Genomic DNA, 17,176 nt, shown 5'->3' with positions numbered 1-17,176 from the left:
ATTTTGAAAGGAGTTTTATCTATGAATGATTTTCATGAAGCGGTACTTAGCATCGAGGTAGAACCAAGTCTGGCCACTGCATATAAAAAAGCGATTGAAGATGACAACAGTAGGCATTGGATTAAAAATGAAATAAAAGATGCCGATGGAAATATTGTGATTAGCGATATCAAGCCAAGCTGGAATGGCAACCACTGTAGTGTCAGTATTGATAATAGCCTGACTATTGAAAAATATTCTGGAGCAATAGTTGATCGAACAGAACGGAAAATTCAGCTGACCATAGCATTGATCTCTAGGACCTTACCTAACTTAAAAGAACAGGTTGAATGGTATGAGCGGATGGGCGCAAAAGTAATCAGTACAAATTACAAAGGAGAGAATCAAAATGGCAATGATCAAAATTAGAACATCCATCACAGGAACAGAGTATTGGGATTCAGAAAAGAAAAAGACTGTTGTAGTTCCGAAAGGTCAAGAACCTAAATTTGACACAAGTGAACAGACTGATATGACTGTAGTTTCCAAGGCAATCGTTGGTGATGGTGTCTTGTTCAAGAGTGGTGAAGAAATTCATTTATCGGGAGAAGAATTAGATAGCGATGGAAACACCGCTGCTGACTTTGATGGAGAAAAAGTTACCGATGATCAGTTTGATGGAACAACAGATGAGTTGGAAGATATGACTGCAAAAGAATTGCGTGCATATGCTAAGAAACATGGTATTGATATTCCTGGTGCTATCCGTGCAAAAGGCGATATCATAAATCTTATTCGTGAAGCAGAATGAAATACTGTCAGTTTGACGGATGCACGAACAAAATAGCAAAGGGGATCTATTGTGCTGAACACAAGCGATCAAGCAAATCACGTAAGAAGAAGCAACAAGCAAAGTCTGTTTATCATCATGAGAACAAACCATTCTATCGAACACAGGCATGGAAGGATATGCGTCAATTTATTTATGAAAGAGAAGGTGGTCACTGTCAGCGATGCGGTCAGTTTATCTTCGGCAAGAGGGCACATGTCCATCACATTGTACCCATCAAAGACAATGAACTGCTTAAGCTTGATCCAAACAATCTCATGCTTTTATGTTCAAAATGTCATCCAATTGTTGAAAATGAAACGGAAGACAAAAAAGTTTTCCCTTCGTATTTCAATTGAAGCCCCCCTATCCATTTTCAAAATTTTTTCGCGTGGGGAGATAGGGTAGCGGGGAGTCACGCGCATCGTTAGGTCAAATTTTTCAAAAAACAAAGGGGGTGTATACAAAAATGACGACTAAAGCGCAACGTAAAGCGATTATTGATGAAAAAGTAAGTGCTGAAAAAGCTCGTATCTTAGAAATAATGAATTTGTCTGATTTGTACACCATCACTCTTGATCCATTAATCGAATCATACTTGGATATTTTTGAAATTTACCAACACAAATATTTATTGTGGAAGGAAAAAGGATTTCCGGAGACGCAAAAATTCACGAATAAATCAGGAGCTACTAATCAATCAAAACATCCATTGGCACAACAAGTAGAAACTTGGGCAGATAAGAAGATGAAAGCTCTAGATTTATTAGGATTAACAAACAAAGCAAAAACTGGTAGACAAATTACTGGAGGATCGACCGCAAGAAAAGATGAAGAAATTACACGTCCAGAAGTAAAGCCAGTAGATGAACTAGCAGCGCACAGAAATAAATGGCGTAAGAAGGCAGGCGCTGAAAAATGATTGAACCTGGTGTAAATTATGCTGATTTATTTGCAAAAGAAGTAAGAAAGAAACCTGGGAAATATCCTAAAACTGTTCGTTTGGCAGTGGATCGTTGGTATCGGTGGAAAAAACGTAAAGATATTTGGTTTGATGTAGATCGTGCGAATGAAATGATGGACTGGGTTGAGTCGTTTATTGTTCACACAAAAGGTGAGATGGTTGGAAAGCCATTCATTTTAGAACCTTGGGAAAAATTTATTTACTCGTGGATGTATGGATGGGTTAAAGAAAATGAAAAAGGGCAAATTGTCCGTGTTACTCGTGAAGCGTATGTCCAAATCCCTAAAAAGAACGGTAAAACATTGATTGCTGTCGGTTCATTAGGCTATGCAATGTATGGAGAAGGTGCTTTGTCAGTCGATTGTTATGCATGCGCTTCTGACTTTGCTCAAGCTCAATATGCTGCCAAACCTTTTGCAGCTACAATATTAAACAATCCAATCCTACTTGAAGGAACTAAAATATTCAAAGGACCAAAGGGAACTGTTTCTAGTATTACTTATGATTATATTCATGAAGATATGGCTTATTCGAATAAATTTATTGTTCAAACAAAGAATATCGATAACATTGAGGGTTCTAATCCATATTTTGTATTGAATGATGAGCTGCATAAGCAAGAGAAAATGGAACAGTATGACAATTTTAAGTCTGCACAAATCTCTTTGCCACAACCATTGATGTTTAATATCTCAACTGCTGGGAAAGGTTCGTCGTCTGTTGGAATGCGTGTATATCGCGAAGCAAAAGAAGTGTTGAAACGCGATGATAATGATTCAAACTTTGTTCTAATCTATGAGCCAAATAAAAATTATGATTGGACGGATAGAAAAGTCTGGGAAATGTGCAATCCTAACTGGGGAATATCAGTCGATCTTTCCGCTTTAGAGTCCGCATTTAAAACAGCACAACGGTCAGCCCATTCAAAAGCCGAATTTCTAACGAAGCACTTGGATGTATTTGTAAACGGTGCGGATAATTTCTTTGAACAGGATCAAGTAGAGCCATGTTTGGTTACTACCCAAGAGCTTGGAAATTTAAGTGGTGAACCTTGTTACATTGGTTTGGATTTATCACGCACACGAGATTTGACCTGTGTGTCTTTAAACTTCCCAACGTGGGATGAAGATGGAAAAGCGGTCCTTAAAGTGAAGCAGCTTTATTTTATTCCCAATGAAGATTTAGAGTTTCGAGAAAAAGAAGATAACGTGCCTTACAGCGATTTAGCTGAACAAGGTTTTGTTGAATTTTGCGATGGTAAAATGATTGATCAAGATCAAATCTTGCAGTACATCGAAGACTGCATGGATTTATACGATATACAACAAGTGAATTATGATCCAGCGATGAGCGACAAACTTGTTGAGAAATTGGAGAACTTAGGATTGGAATGCGTTGAGGTTGCCCAATATCCTAAAGTGTTGAACGCTCCTTTTGATGATGTCGAACGGTTGTTTTATGAGAAACGGATTCAATTTGATAATCCATTATTCCTATATTGCACTTTAAACGTTGTAGCAATTACTAACATCAATGGACAAAAAGCGCCAAGTAAACGCCAATCAAAGAAAAAGATTGATGGGTTCGTGGCGTTTTTGTGTGGCCATAAGGAAACGATGAATCAGATGACAGATATTGATCCTGATGAATTAGACGAATATCTCGATAGTATCTATAGGTAAGGTGGGGATGGTTGCTTTGGAATTTTTAACGCCTAAAGAAGATGAGTATACGTTTGTTACAAAGAGGATAATGCCAAGTGGAATGACTGCTCAAATGACTTTTTATGGTGATTATTGGGATAATCAAAGAACTGCTGAATTTACAGTTTGGTTTATTGTTTATAAAAAAAGAAAAGATATTTCTAACTCATTTCTCAAACAGATGGGAAAAGATGGTTTAAAGACGTTGCTTTTTGCAAAAGAAGCATTGGCTGAATTTGAAGAGTTCATTGTTTCAGAATTTGGACATTGTCACAATAAAATATTTATCAATATTGGTTGGGATGATAATCGGCGAAGGGATATTTATTATAGAGGTTTAAAAAGCAGAGGTTATTCCTTTAGAAATTTTGATGGGCGTAAGGTGTTATCAAAAGAAATAAATAGAAAGGCGGTGAGAAATATTGAAATTACGTGATCGGTTATCAAATGCAGTCTATTCTTTTATGGAAAAGCGCGGGTACATCGAGGATATTTTTGGGAGAACAACTAGATATGGACAACATTATGTAAATGATAGTTCCATCATGGAATCCTCCGACGTCTATGAATTAGTTCAAGACATATCGAATCAAGTAGCACTTGCGACACCAGTTGTTATTGGTCCAGATGGCAATGAAGTAAAAGACCATCACTTGCTCAAAATTTTACAACGACCAAACGATTATTTGACAGGCTTCGAATTCACGAAGCTAGAGACAAATACTTTGTTGATTAATGGAGAAACATTCCCGTTGACAGATCGTGATCAACTTCATTTGGCATACGGTGTAACCACTAAAATCAATGAACGACTTCAAGAAGAATTTGAAATGAATGGACAAAAAATACCTGGTCAAATGATTCGACATATTAAGAACATCGGAACTGATTCATTAAAAGGTGCTGGAATAATTGACCTTGCAAGAAACACTCTGGAAGGCGTTCTGAGCGCTGAAAAAGTTTTGACGGACAAATATACTAAAGGTGGTTTACTCGCGTTCATGCTTAAACTGGACGCCCACATCAATCCAAATAATAGCGCCCAAACGAAAATTGTCAAAGCTATATTGGATCAACTGGAAGGAACGCAAAATGAGAGTGATCATTCTGTTAAGATGATTCCTTTGGGAAAAGGATATTCCATCGAGACATTAAAAAGTCCTGTTGATGACGCGGCTATTTTGAACTATTTAGGTGTTTATAAAAAAGACTTAGGTAAATTTTTAGGAATCAATGTTGATACGTATCAATCGTTGATGAAAACAGACATTGAAAAAGCGATGATGTATCTGCATAACAAAGCAATCAAACCAATATTGAAGAACAAGAGCGAACATTACACCGCTCTTTTTTTTATGCCAAATTCTGGCTATCGGGTGGAATGGAAAATCAACATCTTGGATTTTGTTCCTTACTCAACAAAAACAAATATTGGCTACAACATCGTACGTACTGGGATTACAAGTCCAGATAATGTGGCAGAAATGCTTGGTTTCCCTAAACAGAACACTCCAGAAACACAAGCTATCTATATTTCAAATGACTTATCTAGGATTGGCCAGAAAAATGCAACAGATGATTCCTTACCAACGAATGATCAAAACGTGAAAGGGGGTGATGGAAATGAAAAAGAAGGAAATTCGGACATTTGATATCACCAACTTGAGTACTAGAGATGTTACAGAAAATAATAGTCGAATCGTAACTGGGTATGCTGCTGTGTTCAACAGTCGAACGTTACTTTGGGAAGGCTTAGAAGAAGTAATTTCTCCTGGTGCATTTTCGAAGGCATTATCAAATTCGGACGTCCGATGTCTATTTGATCATGACTGGGGGAAAGTTCTAGGACGAACAAAAAGTGGAACACTTCGGCTTGAAGAAGACGAACGTGGGTTGAAATTTGAAGTTGAGTTACCCAACACAACCGATGCTAATAACCTTATCGAATCTATGAGTCGTGGAGATATTGATCAATGTAGCTTCGGTTTTATTCCAACAGAAGAAACGTGGGATTACAACACCGATCCTGTTTTGCGTACGGTGAATGAAGTGGAATTATTCGAAGTATCAATCGTTTCTCTTCCTGCCTATCAGGATACAGAAGCAGCACTTGCTAGAAGCAAACAGGAAGTCCAGCAAGACATTGCAACACGTAAAAAAATGATTCAAAAAATTAACGGGGCGCTTAACGCATAGGAGGATACACCATGAACAAAAAATTATTGAAAAAATTACAAGCTCGTCATGAGCAACGCTTAACTGAATTACGCGGACGAATCGAATCTGGTGAAGTACGTGAAGCAGATTTAGAAGCCGTGAAAGAAGAAATTGACAGTGTTATTGATGAATTGAACGGAATTAAAGACGAATTAGGCGCAGATTCTGGAACTGATGAAACAGACGACAATACAGATGATCAATCGAATAGTACGGATTCAGACGAAAGCCGTTCTGGTGAAGACAACGATCAAGAAGAAGATTCAGACAGTGAAGATAGTTCAGAAAATCGTTCTGGAATGATTACTCAACAGCAACGAGATGGATTACTTGGATCAATTAAGAACGGATTGGAGGCACGTGCAAAAATGAACAATAAACAAAAAGATCAACAACTACGAAAAGCATTTGCTAATTTTGTAGTTGGAAATATTTCTGAAGCAGAAGCTCGAGCTTTAGGGATTGAAGCTGGCAACGGTTCAGTTACTGTCCCAGAAGTAATTGCATCTGAAGTTATTACTTATGCTCAAGAAGAAAATTTACTTCGTAAATACGGAACAGTGGTGCGAACATCAGGAGATGTCAAATATCCAATTCTTGTGAAGAAAGCAGATGCGAATGTAAACAAGAAAGAGCGTTCAACTGATATTGCTGAAACAGCTATTCAGTTTGATGAAATTTTGCTTAATCCTGCCGAATTCGATGCTTTGGCAACAGTAACTAAAAAATTATTAAAAATGTCTGGTGTTCCAGTTGAAGATATTGTTGTGGAAGAATTGAAAAAAGCTTATGTGCGTAAAGAAATCAATTATATGTTCAATGGTGATGACGCTGGAAATGAAAATCCTGGTGCATTAGCCAAAAAGGCTGTAGCATTTAAAAAACCTTTAGATCTAACTGCTTCAGGTGCTGGGCAAAAATTATATGATGCATTAATCGAATTTAAAAATACACCAGTGACAGAAGTGATGAAAAAGGGACGCTTTATTATTAATCGAGCTGCTTTGACTGCCATTGAAAAAATGAAAACAGATGATGGATTTCCTTTGTTGCGGCCATTCACACAAGCAGAAGGTGGAATTGGTTACCAATTAGTTGGCTATCCTGTGGATTGGACAGATGCAGCAGATAAAAAGGGTGAACCAGACACACCAGTTTTATATTTTGGCGATTTTACTGCATTTAAAATTCAAGAAGTTATTGGTGCCTTGGAAATTCAAAAACTTGTTGAAAAATTCTCTGGTAAAAATCAAATTGGATTCCAAATTTACAACTTGCTAGATGGTCAATTGGTTTATTCTCCATTTGAACCGGCAGTATATCGCTACGAAATTACAAAACCAGTTGGTGGTTAAGATGGAAGAGCAAACTAAAGAATTGTCTTTAGAGGAAAAATTCAAATCACATATTCATTTTGAAGAGGGCATGGATGATTCTTTGCTCTCTTTTTATTTAAATATGGCAAAAGATTATGTCAAAACAGCAACTGGTGGCCAACAAGAATATCTTATTTTGATGGTTGCCGGCATTGCCTATGAATATAGAGTTTCAGAGGATGAACTCGACAAAGCTATGAATGCCATAACGCCATTTATCGTGCAAGGAGTGATTCAAAATGCCGAAACGACAGACCAATAATCTGCGATGGAAAGCTGAATTGCTAGAAATCAAAACAGGAACAGATGAGAACGATCGTCCAACTACGGTTTATGAATCCAAGCGTCTAATTTTCTATGAAGAACTCGGTGTGACTTCTCAAGAAAAATATTTATCACAGCAAGCCAAGACGGACGTTGTCAGGCGTATTAAGGTTCGATGGGATAAAACTATCACAGAGAAATTAAGTGCGCTCAAAATTGATTCTGTAACGTATAACATTACTCGCATTTATACGAATCCTGATACAAGAGAAATGGAGTTGAGTTTAGCTTATGTCGATTAGCTTTGATGAATTGAAAACAGCGCTGAAATCAACAAAGTTGCCAGTGTTCAGAGATAAAGCCAGATTAGGGACGATGTATCCATACATCGTGTACTCAAATGTGAGTAACAGTAAAAAAATGGCATCCGGTAAAGTCTATAAAAAATTACCGTATTATCAAATTTCTTTTTTCACACTTGGAACAGAACAGGATTTAGCTGTTATTGAAGAAGCGTTACAAAATGCTGGTATTCCATATTCAGATTTTACAGGTATACAAGGTGATGAGAACGACGATACCGTAACCAACTATTACACATATGTGAGGTGTATGGAAAATGCCAAGTAATAAGAATGGTTTTTCTGAAATATCGGATTATTTAGGGAATCTTTCTAGAGTTGATCCAAAAAAATTATCATTGGAATCTTTAGAAGAAGCTGCAAAGTTTTACCTAGAGCAGTTGCTTCCTAATATTCCTAAGTCCCTGCTTAAAAAGAAGCATATGAGCGAACAAATAAAAGTTGTTGTTGAAGAAGACCGAGTGAAAGTCCAGTTTGAAGAGACTGCTTTTTACTGGCGCTTTGCCGAAAATGGGGCAACAAATCAAAAAGCACAACACTTTGCAAGCGGTACGTATGAACAAAATAAAGAAAAAATCGAAGAGATCATGACGAAGAAAATACTTGATTTATGGGAAGGATGATTTTAATTGGGAAAGCAAGATACTTTTTATTTTGAAGGATTGGACGACATTTTAATCGCGATGATGGTAACGCCAGATTCTGTTGGAACTGCTCCGACTTATAGTGAAGTTGTCCGGTTGCCTATCGCTACAAAAATTGGAGTCAAAGGCAATGGTACAGCATTGGAAAAATGGGCATCAAGCAAAATGTTCCGACGCGTGTCCCGAGAAACAAAACATGAAATTGCGTTGGATCATGTAGGTATTCCAATTGCGGTAATGGATGAAATCAAAGGGATGATTGCAAAAAGCGGAGTAACATTTAGTAAAAATACCGCACGAGAATTTCCTTACATTGCATTTGGATTCATTGGAAATATTGAAGGCGGAGGTAAAAAAGCTGTATGGTATCCTAATACACAACTATCCAATGTGATTGACGAAGAGTATGCCACTGCAGAGGAAGAAACAAAAATTGACGATGTAACTGCAAATCTGGTTTCCATCGGACTGAAATACAATAATGTGATGTATGCAAGTTTTGATTCGAATAGAGACGGAGCTTCTCTCGAATTATTTAATAAATTCATTGCTCAACCTGTATACGATGAAGAACAGTGGAAAACATTGGCTAAAGTTGGAGGTGGCAAATAATGGCCAGACTTGCCGATTATGGGATTCATGTTGATGATTTAAAGAATTCTGCTGTTGTCATTATTCAAGGCGCAGAATTCCCTATTTCATTTACTATGCAAACGATGGAATTTATAGCAGATGTGTATGGTGGAGATTATTCGCAATTTGAATCTGATATGAACGCCATGCTATCTAAAAAAGAAGGACAAATTTCTTCTGCTAACTTATCGCCTAGTGATCTAAAAATCATGCGTGCCTTGATTTATGCCATGCTGCGTACTGGTGGTTTAGAGGAAGATCCAGAAACTATTTTCAAATTTTTGGGAATGAGTGGAGAGGTGTTGTCTGCTTATAGTACCTGTATGGAAATTTTTGCTAGCCAGACATTTCAGGTGGAAGACCTAAAAAAATCCAAGAAGCCACAAGACTTTCAAAAAACGCAAGCAAAAAGAAAGGTAAACAAAAAGAATCGGAAGAGATAGGAACTCCTTGGAGTTTTTATATTTACGTTGCTCTCACTCTATTGAATTGGAGTGAGAGTTTCTTTTTGAAGTCTACACCTAACTTGTGGCTCAAATCTTATTTACAGTGGTTACAACAAAACACCGATTTTGAACCACCTCAATCTGTAACTATGGATAAATCGCCTTGGTGGTAGAAAGGAGCGCTAAGATAAATGGCTGGTAAAGAATCTGATGTCGTTCTTAATTTTAAAACGAATGGCGAAGTCAGTTATTCGAAAACAATCAAAGAAATCAACAAAGAAATGAACTTAGCCGCTGCCGAGTACAAAAACCAAGTGTCTGCGATGGACAAGGATGCAACTCAAACAGAAAAATTGCGAGCGGCTAAACAAAAGTTAGAAAAACAACTGGGGTTAGCTGAACAACGATCTCAAATGTTGAGAGAAGAATATGAAAAATCTGTCAAAGAAACCGGTGAATATTCTGCTGAATCAGAAAAACTTTATAAACAATTACTCAATTCTGAAACCGGAGAAAATAAACTTCGTACAGCATTAGAACAGACGAACGATGCACTTAAAGAACAAGGTGACGTTTCTGTTGATACAGCAAAAAAACTCCAGAAAATCGAAGAAACAGGTGAGAAAGTAAAAGGCGTTGGTGAAAAAATGTCTGTTGGAGTAACCGCGCCTATTGTAGCGGCAGGAGCAGCAGGACTTGCAGCATTTGGTGAAGTTGACGAGGCACTTGATACCATCATTACAAAAACCGGAGCAACAGGTGATCAAGCTGATAGACTTTCACAGTCTTTCAAAAACGTTGGTTCAAATACTCATTTACCTTTACAAACGGTTGGGGAAGCTATTGGTGAGGTAAATACACAATTTGGATTCATGGATAAAAAACTGGAAGATTCAACCAATTATCTCCTACAGTACGCTGAAATCAATGATACAGATGTTTCGCAATCAGCAATATCTGCTCGACAAGCTATTGATGCTTATGGACTAGAATATGATGATTTGAATTCTGTCCTTGATGTAACAACGAAAACATCGCAGAATACTGGTCAATCTGTAGACGACTTGATGCAAAAAGCAATTGATGGCGCACCACAAATTAAACAATTAGGATTGAGCTTTGGTGAAGGAGTCACTTTGCTTGGACAATTTGAACAAAGTGGTGTTGACTCAAGTGCAGCTTTGAGTAGTTTATCTAAAGCGACAGTAGCTTATGCAAAAGATGGAAAATCTCTAAGTCAGGGTCTCGGGGAATTGCAAGACAAGGTAAAAAATGCAGGTTCAGAAACAGAAGCTATTAATGCAGCAGCAGAAGTGTTTGGGACTAAAGGTGGTCCGAGGATGGCCGACGCAATCCGTCGAGGTACGTTAAATTTAGAAGATTTAGCAAAAACCGCAGGAGAAAGTGGCGGTTCTGTCGGTGATACTTTCGATGCAACACTTGATCCGATTGACAAAGCGAATCAATCAATGAATAATGCAAAATTGGCACTTGCTGGTGTTGGGGAAAGTATTCAAATCAGCTTAATGCCTTTTTTTAATGTGGCAATTGATGCATTACAACGTTTCAAAGGTTGGTGGGATTCGCTGGATCAGGGATCAAAAAATTGGATTTTGACGATTGCTTTAATCATTGCGGCAATTGGCCCGTTCCTTGTGATCTTGGGAACTTTAATGGGATCAATTACCAAAATAGTTAATGGAATACGTATTTTGCAAGGGATATTTGGTGCTATGAAATTAATGATGGCGGCAAATCCATTCGTTTTAGTTATTGCCGGAATCGTTCTATTAATTGCTGGTCTGGTGTTGGCTTACAATAAAGTCAAGTGGTTCAGAGATGGTGTCAACGTATTCTTTCAAGGCATATCAGATATAGCTGTTCAAGTATTCAATTTTCTAGGTGGCTTTATCGGTGGTGTATTCGGTGGAATCATAGCAAACTTCAATAACTACTTTAATGCTGGCAAAAGAATATTTAACGGATTTCTAGATTTTATTACAGGAGTATTCACTGGTAACTGGTCGAAAGCATGGGAAGGTGTCGTGAATATTTTTGGAGGTATATTTGATGGGATTGTGGCAATTGCAAAAGCACCAATTAACGGTCTGATTGGATTGATCAATGATTTTATTGATCTAGCAAACAAAATTAAAGTGCCAAAAGGAGTTCCAGTCGTCGGAGGAAAAGGAATTCATTTTGATAAAATTCCTTATCTGGCTAAAGGCGGTCACTTAATCAATGGGCAAGCAATTGTTGGTGAAGCTGGACCTGAGTTACTGACTGCCAAGAATGGTAAAACCACAGTTACTCCATTATCAGACGAAGAAAAACGCAAAGGGATCAGTGGAAGAGTTTCCAGAGGTAGCATTGAACAGCATATACACATTGGCAAAGTCGATGCAAACAATCCATCTGAGTTAGATCGTATGAATCGTAAATTTGCTAAAGCAAACAAACAGGCTATTCGTGATTTGGGAGGTGTTCCTATTTGAGTCGACAATTTATGAATCCAGATGAACCAAATTTTATTTGGAAAAATCGGAATGCAGTGATTGATATGAATTGCATCATTGAGGCAGAGCTTCCAGATATTATGCCGAACAAGCGATACGAAACTTACACGATTCAGGGCCGAAGCGGAGAATTGACGGAGACGTTTGATGACTATGAACCTTTTGATTTGGAAATAGAAGGGATCACTATTCCACATTCGAAACTGAGAGAAGTCAAACGATGGCTCACTGGTAAAAGCCAATTGATCACACATAATGATCCAGACAAGTATCTAGAGGCTATCTGCAGCATGGATAAAGAAGTCCCTTTCGAAAACGAGTGGGGCTTCTTTTATACATTCGATGTTACTTTTCGTTGTCAGCCACTCAAAAGAAAAATCGGTGAAGCACCTAAAATTTTTCATTCTAGTGTTATGGATATTTTTGATCATGGTGACGAAATTGCACATCCCTATCTGGAAATAGAATCGAACGGAGGAGATATAACGATCGCTGTCGGTGATAAAAGCCTAACAATACTTAATACGTTAGCTGCACCAATCGTGGTTGATACTCAGCTTGGAAAAGCAATACAAGAAGGTTTGAATTTATTTACGCGTGGTGATTGGCCAGTATTGCAGCCTGAATGGAATCAGGTAAAAATATCCGGAAAATTTAAAGAAGTGCGGTTTTGGAATAGGAGTGTATATCTGTGACGCAAGAATTTATTTATGCTTACAAAAAAATGCCAGATGATTTGAGTGTTAACGGAGCGTCGTTAGTTGATTGGGAAGATTTGCCAGAAATCAATCGTGTGCTGAATGGCCAATATCGTTTTTATGGTAACTATTCACGAGGTGGTCAGTATCGGTCTTATCTAAAAAAAGGAAATTTCATAAAAGCGAAGGTACCAGATGGATCATGGCAATATTTTGAAATTTATAATGTCAAAAAGAATTTGACCTCCGTTTCTGTAACAGCTCGGCATATTGGTTTTATGGCCAATAAGAACTTTATTGTCAAGTCGTTTACGGATAACGGCAATGGGTCTCAGATCATGACCAATCTTAAAAACAGTTTGGCATTTGATCAAAAATTTAACTATCTTTCGAATGTAGGGACAACGCACCAATTTACAGCAAGACAAGTCGCGCCAGTTGAAGCAATCATTGGTTCAAACAACGGTAATCAAAATTTGACTGGCGTGACTAGCGCGGAACTTGATATGGATAACTATGATTTGAAACTGGTAAAACAGATTGGATCAGATAATGGTTTCCGAATCGATTTTGGTATCAATTTAGAAGCAATCGAAGAAGAAATAGATGAAGAATCCATCGTAAATAGCCTGTATTTGATTGGCGGGGTTCCTGATAACGATTATGATGAAGACAAAGAACCTATTGAATATGGATATTTAGAAATTGATGGAGTGACCAACGAGAATCGACGTATCGCCAAACGTGAAAATGGCGATTGTAAAACCGTTGATGAATTGATCAAATGGGGTAAAACCTTATTTTACAATGATCGTATCCACGAGCCAAAAGCTACTCATACAGTCAGTATGGTGGCGTTGGAACACACACTCGAATACGGTGACATGTATCAAGAGCTAGCGTCTTTACACTTTGGTGATGTCGCTCATGTTAGGGCGAAAGAGCTAGATATCGAGATAAAAGAGCGTATGGTCGAATACACTTATTTCCCAACGCTTGGGAAATATAAGGATATTGTTTTAGGTAATGATTTATCACTGTACACTTCGGCAGTAAATACTCAAGCACAAGAATTGAAAAAGAAAATCGACAATCGAACAGAAACGTTAGTTCAAAATGTGTTGAATGCGACGGCATGGATCACTGGTAATTCTGGTGGGCATGTCGTTTTTCGTCCAGAAAAAGCTCCATCAGAGATTCTTATCATGGATACTCCAAATGTAGCGAATGCAAAGCGAGTGTGGCGTTGGAATTTAAATGGCTTAGGTTATTCAGACAACGGAGTAAATGGCCCGTTTGGCATCGCAATGACGTCGAAGGGTGAAATCGTAGCTAACTTCATTAAAGTTGGGATTATTAATGCCGAAGTTCTTGAAAGCTCAATTAATGATCTAGGCGATGTGTTAAAAATTGTCAAAGGTACATTACAAATTTGGAATGATAATAAAAAAATCATGGAAATGACCAAAAGAGGGATGGAGTTTTGGAATACGAGAGAATCCATTGGAACGATTGGAACAACTGATTCTGTCGGTAATCCATTTCCTGAAGCACGCACGCCTGTTCCATTAGAAAACAACTCTTTAGTAATCAAAGCTAATGGGACAGCAAATGCACCTAAATACATCTTACTTTCCTCAAAAGAAGGCAAAGGGATAGTTTTAGCTGGCGATTATGGATTTCATAAGGGTGATTTTAGCATTTACGGTAAAGCGCTCGTAGGTGGAAGTTTGAGTGTTGCTACAGATACAACAATCGCTGGTCGCTTAGATGTAAAAGAGTTGTATGTAAATGGTGTAAAAATCGATACAAATGGCGGTGGTAATTCAGGTGGAAATGACAACGGTTGGAATGGACAATATCCACCAGAAGTAACTACTGATCGGGACAAACGTTATTGGCAAATTTGGGCGATGGCTTTAGGTGCTGGCTTTAGTAAGCAAGCTGCTGCAGCCTTACTTGGCAATGCACAAGGAGAATCAGATGCTAATCCAACCGCTGATGAGGGCAATGGCGCACCAGGTTTCGGTTATGGTGTTTGGCAGTGGACTGATAGCACAGGTGCAAACAGCGGACGTGTCTACATGGTTAATTTGATGACTAAAGCTAGGATTAGCGACAATCCAGACACGATTGCTGCACAGTTCAAACTCTTGATGTGGCATGCCCCTAATGGTCAATGGATCGCAACTAGCGCTTATCCTTACACATGGACACAATTCATGAATCTGACCGATATCAACACCGCAGCGCAAGCATTCGTGGCTAACTTTGAACGTCCACGTGATCCACATCCAGAACGGACGACATGGGCACAAGAATGGTATGACAAATTCAAAGATTTGGAAATTCCTGCATCAAAAGGGTATATAAAACCAATTGCGGATCCGATCACGGTGACAAGTGAATTTGGCTGGCGCACTTCTCCAATCACAGGAGCACAGGAATTTCACAATGCTATGGACTTGGTTAATGGCAATCCAACAACTCCAATCTTAGCTTCAGGCGATGGTCAAGTGGTCCAAGCGGGAAGTAATTATTATGACTGGTATGGAAATTACACGGTCATCAAGCATGCGGATGGACTTTATACAGGGTACGCACATCAAAGCAGAATTGATGTTTCTGTGGGTCAAAATGTTAAAAAGGGCCAACAAATTGGACTTATGGGAGCAACTGGCCCTGTCACCGGTCCACATTTACATTTCCAATTTATGGATGAGTTTTATCCATCATCTGCAGCGCATTTTCATAATGCAAGAGACTATATCAATTTTTAAAGAAAGGAGCGTAAACAGATGACAAAATGGAATGTCACACTAAGTACTACAGAGCCCTTCAATTACATTGGCATGATCCAAGTTAGACAAGGCAATAAGAATTCCGAAGTTATGGAAGCAACCATCACTGAAAATGGAATGCCTTATGATCTAACTGGTTGTAAAGTCTATTTTGAATCAGTTGTCGGTGACAAATATCCAGTCCAGCTAGGAACTAAAATTGTTGATGCGAAAAAAGGGAAAATTCAGTACACATTTGATCAGTATTCGATGCAGATGTTGCATCGACAAACAGCAGATTTTATCATTTATAAAGATGATGAATTAATCGCTACGACGCAAGATTTCTCTTATTTTGTGATTAAAGCTGTCTCAAAAACAGAGGGTGAAATGGGTTCTTACTGGCAATCTGTAGAAGATTTGATTGTAGATATGACAAACTTCATCAACGAAAATAAAGGCGACTTCACAGCATGGATGAATGCACGCAAGGATGAGTTTGATCAGTGGCGGAAAAATCAGCAAGATACTTTTGAAGCGTGGCGGAAAGGACAAGAATCAGATTATTTAAGTTGGTTCGGATCCATCAAAGATATTCTAGCGTCGATTGATCCTGGTGGAACCATGTTAGCTGAATTGATGGATGCGAGAGTAGATATTCAAGGAGTACGGCATGAGTCAATCTCCGAACGTTTACTTGCAGATTTGAATTTTATTTATGAAAAGATAAAATCTCAGCTAGATTTGATTGTTCATGACTATATTCCTGTAGGCAATAAAATCACCATCGAACATGATTCTGAATATCAACCTGATGTTAAAGTAACTTATTATCAAAATGCAATAGGAACTGAAATTGAAGGTCTAGACACTACAGACAGTTTTGGTGGAGGTACCATTTATAATGTATTAACACAATTGAGCTTTGATCGAAAAAAAGTACATGTAGAAATGCCCCAAAAATACACAATTAGTGCAAATGATTACATCATAAAAGACAAAAACACTTTAGTTATTATCGATGGGAATGAAACATTATGCTTCACGATGCCATCTGCTACTATCCTTAAAGCGTATGTTGACGGACAATAGCAGGCAACTAAGAAGTTATATCTGAAAGAGGTGGGAATAAAATGGCATTAAAACAGATTTACAGAGGAATGCAGAATGGTGCAGAAACAATTCAAGAGAACTTTGCAGATTTAGATAGTCGCAACGCTTCATCAAATGTAGGGTTAAGTGTCACTAATGGTAACACTGGCACAGCAAAGCTTTATCGTGAAGGAAAAACCGTCACTATTTATTTTGTTGCGTTGAATGGGAAAAGTAGCGGTGGAAATGATTCAACGATACTAACAATTCCAGAAGAATATCGGCCACCAATTAGTTTTGAACAACTGGTAGGGTCGATAGATCGTTCTACCTTGAACGGTGCTCAATTATCCATTGGCGCAGATGGAGCAATTAAATGGCGAAGAAACTCAAGTTATGCATCTGATTATACCTTTGCAATTACTTACACGATTTAGAAAGGCGTGAATCGATATGAAGGCAGCATATAGACCAATTGAACCTTTTGGCTTTGAACAGATCATTGTTGAAGATTCAGAAAATATCCCTGAAAACTGTACAGAGATTAAACCACCAGTTCCTAACTGGAAACCAAAATTTGATTTTAAAAATAATAGATGGATTGAAATGGCAACAGATGAAGAGAAGAAAGGTAGCGCTGTTGATGACGTCACCGAACTAGAGAAACTGAAAA

General features: G+C 38.1%; 21 protein-coding genes. All 21 read left to right on the top strand.

What is annotated here, in order from left to right; translation table 11 throughout:
* Nucleotides 1-21: 21 nt before the first annotated feature.
* Nucleotides 22-408, top strand: a complete 387-nt coding sequence (locus ED2_RS11875; protein ID WP_060789834.1) for a hypothetical protein — start codon at nt 22-24, stop codon at nt 406-408.
* Nucleotides 389-790 (top strand): Rho termination factor N-terminal domain-containing protein, encoded by a 402-nt coding sequence (locus ED2_RS11870; protein WP_060789833.1) that lies wholly within the window; start codon nt 389-391, stop codon nt 788-790. Before ED2_RS11875 ends, ED2_RS11870 begins: the two co-directional genes overlap by 20 nt.
* Nucleotides 787-1,167 (top strand): HNH endonuclease, encoded by a 381-nt coding sequence (locus ED2_RS11865; protein WP_002317992.1) that lies wholly within the window; start codon nt 787-789, stop codon nt 1,165-1,167. Before ED2_RS11870 ends, ED2_RS11865 begins: the two co-directional genes overlap by 4 nt.
* Nucleotides 1,168-1,277: 110 nt before the next feature.
* On the top strand, nt 1,278-1,730 hold the full coding sequence (locus ED2_RS11860) for a P27 family phage terminase small subunit (RefSeq protein ID WP_002335799.1): 453 nt from the start codon (nt 1,278-1,280) through the stop codon (nt 1,728-1,730).
* Nucleotides 1,727-3,454: a terminase large subunit gene (locus tag ED2_RS11855; RefSeq protein ID WP_060789832.1), complete on the top strand. Its 1,728-nt coding sequence runs from the start codon at nt 1,727-1,729 to the stop codon at nt 3,452-3,454. The genes ED2_RS11860 and ED2_RS11855 overlap by 4 nt, the downstream gene beginning before the upstream one ends.
* A gap of 16 nt (nt 3,455-3,470) precedes the next feature.
* Complete coding sequence (locus ED2_RS11850; RefSeq protein ID WP_164703928.1) at nt 3,471-3,911, top strand: hypothetical protein; 441 nt, start codon at nt 3,471-3,473, stop codon at nt 3,909-3,911.
* Between the two features lie 28 nt (nt 3,912-3,939).
* On the top strand, nt 3,940-5,127 hold the full coding sequence (locus ED2_RS11845; protein WP_060789836.1) for a phage portal protein: 1,188 nt from the start codon (nt 3,940-3,942) through the stop codon (nt 5,125-5,127).
* A complete protein-coding gene (locus tag ED2_RS11840) occupies nt 5,099-5,671 on the top strand; it encodes an HK97 family phage prohead protease (RefSeq protein ID WP_058138248.1) in 573 nt (190 codons plus the stop codon). The genes ED2_RS11845 and ED2_RS11840 overlap by 29 nt, the downstream gene beginning before the upstream one ends.
* Before the next feature lie 11 nt (nt 5,672-5,682).
* Entirely contained in the window at nt 5,683-7,047 is a 1,365-nt protein-coding gene (locus tag ED2_RS11835; RefSeq protein WP_060789830.1) for a phage major capsid protein, read from the top strand.
* Between the two features lies 1 nt (nt 7,048).
* Nucleotides 7,049-7,330: a head-tail connector protein gene (locus ED2_RS11830; protein ID WP_060789829.1), complete on the top strand. Its 282-nt coding sequence runs from the start codon at nt 7,049-7,051 to the stop codon at nt 7,328-7,330.
* Entirely contained in the window at nt 7,308-7,634 is a 327-nt protein-coding gene (locus ED2_RS11825) for a phage head closure protein (RefSeq protein ID WP_060789828.1), read from the top strand. Before ED2_RS11830 ends, ED2_RS11825 begins: the two co-directional genes overlap by 23 nt.
* Nucleotides 7,624-7,962 carry a hypothetical protein gene (locus ED2_RS11820; RefSeq protein WP_010725764.1) on the top strand — a complete coding sequence of 113 codons (339 nt, stop codon included), beginning with the start codon at nt 7,624-7,626 and terminating at the stop codon, nt 7,960-7,962. Before ED2_RS11825 ends, ED2_RS11820 begins: the two co-directional genes overlap by 11 nt.
* Nucleotides 7,952-8,317, top strand: a complete 366-nt coding sequence (locus ED2_RS11815) for an HK97-gp10 family putative phage morphogenesis protein (protein ID WP_060789827.1) — start codon at nt 7,952-7,954, stop codon at nt 8,315-8,317. The genes ED2_RS11820 and ED2_RS11815 overlap by 11 nt, the downstream gene beginning before the upstream one ends.
* 6 nt (nt 8,318-8,323) lie before the next feature.
* Nucleotides 8,324-8,950 (top strand): hypothetical protein, encoded by a 627-nt coding sequence (locus ED2_RS11810; RefSeq protein WP_060789826.1) that lies wholly within the window; start codon nt 8,324-8,326, stop codon nt 8,948-8,950.
* Complete coding sequence (locus ED2_RS11805) at nt 8,950-9,414, top strand: hypothetical protein (RefSeq protein ID WP_010725762.1); 465 nt, start codon at nt 8,950-8,952, stop codon at nt 9,412-9,414. The genes ED2_RS11810 and ED2_RS11805 overlap by 1 nt, the downstream gene beginning before the upstream one ends.
* Before the next feature lie 194 nt (nt 9,415-9,608).
* Nucleotides 9,609-11,912 carry a phage tail tape measure protein gene (locus ED2_RS11800; RefSeq protein ID WP_060789825.1) on the top strand — a complete coding sequence of 768 codons (2,304 nt, stop codon included), beginning with the start codon at nt 9,609-9,611 and terminating at the stop codon, nt 11,910-11,912.
* 11 nt (nt 11,913-11,923) lie between these two features.
* Complete coding sequence (locus ED2_RS11795; RefSeq protein ID WP_060789835.1) at nt 11,924-12,628, top strand: phage tail protein; 705 nt, start codon at nt 11,924-11,926, stop codon at nt 12,626-12,628.
* Entirely contained in the window at nt 12,625-15,411 is a 2,787-nt protein-coding gene (locus tag ED2_RS11790) for a phage tail tip lysozyme (RefSeq protein WP_060789824.1), read from the top strand. The genes ED2_RS11795 and ED2_RS11790 overlap by 4 nt, the downstream gene beginning before the upstream one ends.
* An 18-nt stretch (nt 15,412-15,429) precedes the next feature.
* On the top strand, nt 15,430-16,503 hold the full coding sequence (locus ED2_RS11785; protein ID WP_082705239.1) for a BppU family phage baseplate upper protein: 1,074 nt from the start codon (nt 15,430-15,432) through the stop codon (nt 16,501-16,503).
* 41 nt (nt 16,504-16,544) lie between these two features.
* Nucleotides 16,545-16,940 (top strand): hypothetical protein, encoded by a 396-nt coding sequence (locus ED2_RS11780; protein ID WP_232103815.1) that lies wholly within the window; start codon nt 16,545-16,547, stop codon nt 16,938-16,940.
* 16 nt (nt 16,941-16,956) lie between these two features.
* On the top strand, nt 16,957-17,176 hold a 220-nt coding region (locus ED2_RS11775; RefSeq protein ID WP_060789823.1), incomplete at its 3' end, for a YomQ N-terminal domain-containing protein.

This window comes from Enterococcus durans NBRC 100479 = LMG 10746 (assembly GCF_001544215.1).
GTDB classification, from domain to species: Bacteria; Bacillota; Bacilli; order Lactobacillales; family Enterococcaceae; genus Enterococcus_B; species Enterococcus_B durans.
Note: the sequence above shows the minus strand (reverse complement) of the source record. Positions and strands in the feature narration are given on the sequence as shown.

What these genes read in the sequence shown, in the direction of transcription:
- ED2_RS11795 (WP_060789835.1), top strand. Translation starts at nt 11,924, where the DNA reads ATGAATCCAGATGAACCAAATTTTATTTGGAAAAATCGGAATGCAGTG.
- ED2_RS11780 (WP_232103815.1), top strand. Translation starts at nt 16,545, where the DNA reads ATGGCATTAAAACAGATTTACAGAGGAATGCAGAATGGTGCAGAAACA.
- ED2_RS11845 (WP_060789836.1), top strand. Translation starts at nt 3,940, where the DNA reads ATGGAAAAGCGCGGGTACATCGAGGATATTTTTGGGAGAACAACTAGA.
- ED2_RS11820 (WP_010725764.1), top strand. Translation starts at nt 7,624, where the DNA reads ATGTCGATTAGCTTTGATGAATTGAAAACAGCGCTGAAATCAACAAAG.
- ED2_RS11800 (WP_060789825.1), top strand. Translation starts at nt 9,609, where the DNA reads ATGGCTGGTAAAGAATCTGATGTCGTTCTTAATTTTAAAACGAATGGC.
- ED2_RS11855 (WP_060789832.1), top strand. Translation starts at nt 1,727, where the DNA reads ATGATTGAACCTGGTGTAAATTATGCTGATTTATTTGCAAAAGAAGTA.
- ED2_RS11830 (WP_060789829.1), top strand. Translation starts at nt 7,049, where the DNA reads ATGGAAGAGCAAACTAAAGAATTGTCTTTAGAGGAAAAATTCAAATCA.
- ED2_RS11840 (WP_058138248.1), top strand. Translation starts at nt 5,099, where the DNA reads ATGAAAAAGAAGGAAATTCGGACATTTGATATCACCAACTTGAGTACT.
- ED2_RS11805 (WP_010725762.1), top strand. Translation starts at nt 8,950, where the DNA reads ATGGCCAGACTTGCCGATTATGGGATTCATGTTGATGATTTAAAGAAT.
- ED2_RS11785 (WP_082705239.1), top strand. Translation starts at nt 15,430, where the DNA reads ATGACAAAATGGAATGTCACACTAAGTACTACAGAGCCCTTCAATTAC.
- ED2_RS11860 (WP_002335799.1), top strand. Translation starts at nt 1,278, where the DNA reads ATGACGACTAAAGCGCAACGTAAAGCGATTATTGATGAAAAAGTAAGT.
- ED2_RS11815 (WP_060789827.1), top strand. Translation starts at nt 7,952, where the DNA reads ATGCCAAGTAATAAGAATGGTTTTTCTGAAATATCGGATTATTTAGGG.
- ED2_RS11875 (WP_060789834.1), top strand. Translation starts at nt 22, where the DNA reads ATGAATGATTTTCATGAAGCGGTACTTAGCATCGAGGTAGAACCAAGT.
- ED2_RS11835 (WP_060789830.1), top strand. Translation starts at nt 5,683, where the DNA reads ATGAACAAAAAATTATTGAAAAAATTACAAGCTCGTCATGAGCAACGC.
- ED2_RS11870 (WP_060789833.1), top strand. Translation starts at nt 389, where the DNA reads ATGGCAATGATCAAAATTAGAACATCCATCACAGGAACAGAGTATTGG.
- ED2_RS11865 (WP_002317992.1), top strand. Translation starts at nt 787, where the DNA reads ATGAAATACTGTCAGTTTGACGGATGCACGAACAAAATAGCAAAGGGG.
- ED2_RS11825 (WP_060789828.1), top strand. Translation starts at nt 7,308, where the DNA reads ATGCCGAAACGACAGACCAATAATCTGCGATGGAAAGCTGAATTGCTA.